General features: G+C 28.5%; 2 protein-coding genes. Both read left to right on the top strand.

The features are described 5' to 3' along the window. The first annotated feature begins 31 nt into the window (after positions 1-31). Positions 32-937, top strand: a complete 906-nt coding sequence (locus tag QZ824_RS11370; RefSeq protein ID WP_291276132.1) for a type IX secretion system membrane protein PorP/SprF — start codon at positions 32-34, stop codon at positions 935-937. An 11-nt stretch (positions 938-948) separates the two neighbouring features. Further along, on the top strand, positions 949-2,363 hold a 1,415-nt coding region (locus QZ824_RS11365), incomplete at its 3' end, for a flagellar motor protein MotB (RefSeq protein ID WP_291276131.1).

Here is a 2,363-nt window from a genome sequence, read left to right as displayed (position 1 = left end):
AAAGGCAATTTTTTAGATATAAAATGTCTTTATGAAAAAACTAATCGTTTTACTATGTTACCTTTTAATTACATTGAGTTATGCTCAACAGGATAGTCAATTCTCACAATATATGTACAATACAATAAACATAAATCCTGCATATGCAGGAACGAGGGCAAGTTTTAATGCTTTTGTATTACATAGAAATCAGTGGGTTGGTTTAGACGGAGCCCCCATTTCCAATACTGTTTCAATTAATACAAATCTTGAAGAAAGTAGATTAGGTTTAGGGTTATCATTTATTAATGATCGTATTGGAGCCACGGAAGAAAATCAAATTTCTGCCGATATAGCTTATATTATTCCTTTAAATGAAAATTATAAAATATCATTTGGAATAAAAGGTACAGCTAACTTATATAGTTTAAATGCATCAAAGTTAAATATCTATCAAGCAAATGATCCAGAATTTCAAAGTTTAAATGGAAAGTTATCTCCTAATATTGGAACTGGAATTTATTTTTATTCGGATAAATTCTATACGGGATTATCAGCTCCTAATCTATTAAAAACTGTTTATTTCAATAATAATGAAGTCTCTATTAATAAAAAATCTACACATTATTATTTAACAGCAGGTTATGTATTTGATATTAATCCGTTTATCAAATTTAAACCCTCATTTATTTCTAAAATAACTAGTGGCACTCCATTTCAATTAGATGTAAATGCTAATTTTATATTCAATGAAAAATTTGTTTTAGGTGGTTCCTATCGCTTAGGTTCTGCCGTTAGTGCTTTAGCTGGATTTCAAATAACTAACAATTGGTTTTTGGGTTACGGATATGACCTTGAAACAACCAAATTATCCAATTATAACTCAGGTTCTCATGAATTATTTTTGAGATATGAAATTTTCAAAAATAGTCGAATTTCAACTCCTCGCTTTTTCTAAAATTTATCTTTATGAAAAAAGTTTTTTTATTTTTAATAATAGGAACATATTGGTTACAGGCCCAACAAATTAAATTGCCAGAGGCTAACAAAGATTACGATAACTATGCTTATGTTAAAGCTATTGATATTTATGAGAAAGTAGTAAAAAAAGGTTATAAATCAACTGAATTATTTGAAAAATTAGCCAATTCATACTACTTAAATGGAGACTATAAAAAAGCAGTAGTATATTTTGATTCTTTATTTTCAATGGGAAAACCTTCTAATAATGAAGCCTATTTTAAATATTCGCACTGTCTAAAAACGCTAAATAGATACAAAGAAGCAGATGAAATGATGAGCTACTACATCAATATAATAAGTAAGCATACTGAAAAAGACAAATTGAAAAACTATTTAAATGAAATTAAAAATAATTCGAAAGACTATATCATTCAACCTACCACTATAAGTACTCGTTTTTCTGATTATAGTCCAGTTTACTACAATAATCGCATTTATTTTACATCAGCTATGGATTCAGCATCTGTAGTAAGATTGACTCATGATTGGACAGGACAAAATTATACTGACATTTACATTGCTAAAATAAATAAAGATACTTCATTAACTTACATTGGTAATTTTTCAAAAAAGGTGAATACGAAATATAATGAATCATCAGCTATTTTTACCAAAGATGGAAAAACAATGTATTTTACCAGAAATAATTTTTTAAATGGTAAAAAAGGTAAAAGTTCAAACAAGAGTACTTTTGTTAAAATTTACAAGGCAACATTACAAGATGGCGAATGGGAAAATATTACTGAACTCCCTTTCAACACGAATGAAGCTAGTTTTGCGCATCCAACGCTATCTCCTGATGAAAGAACACTCTATTTTGCCTCTGACATGAAAGGAACTCATGGTCATTCCGATATTTATAGTGTTACAATTAACACAGACGGTAGTTTTGGCACACCAACAAACCTAGGTAACATTATCAACACATATGGTAGAGAATCATTTCCAAGTATAGATTCAAATGGAAATTTGTATTTTGCTTCTGATGGACATCTAGGTTTAGGAGGCTTAGATTTATTTGTGGCCAAAATTAATCCTGATGGAGGTTTTGAAAAACCTATAAACTTAGGTGATAAAATGAATACACCTTTTGATGATTTTGGAATTACATTTATAGATTTGTCTACAGGTTTTTTTTCCTCTAATCGTGAAGGGGGAAAAGGTTCTGACGATATTTATTCTTTTAAAGAAATAATATGTACTAAAAAAATATCAGGAATACTATATGATTCAACAACAAATGAGCCACTTAATTCAACTGTAATTAACTTATTTGACAACAACAGGAATGAATTAGCAAAAACAACTACAGATGAGAATGGTTTTTATGAATTTTCTGTTGATTGTAATAATTTATATCT

It is taken from the genome of Flavobacterium sp. (genome assembly GCF_021151785.1).
Lineage (GTDB): Bacteria > Bacteroidota > Bacteroidia > Flavobacteriales > Flavobacteriaceae > Flavobacterium.
The sequence above is the reverse complement of the archived record's forward strand: the minus strand, read 5'-3'. Positions and strand labels throughout refer to the sequence as shown.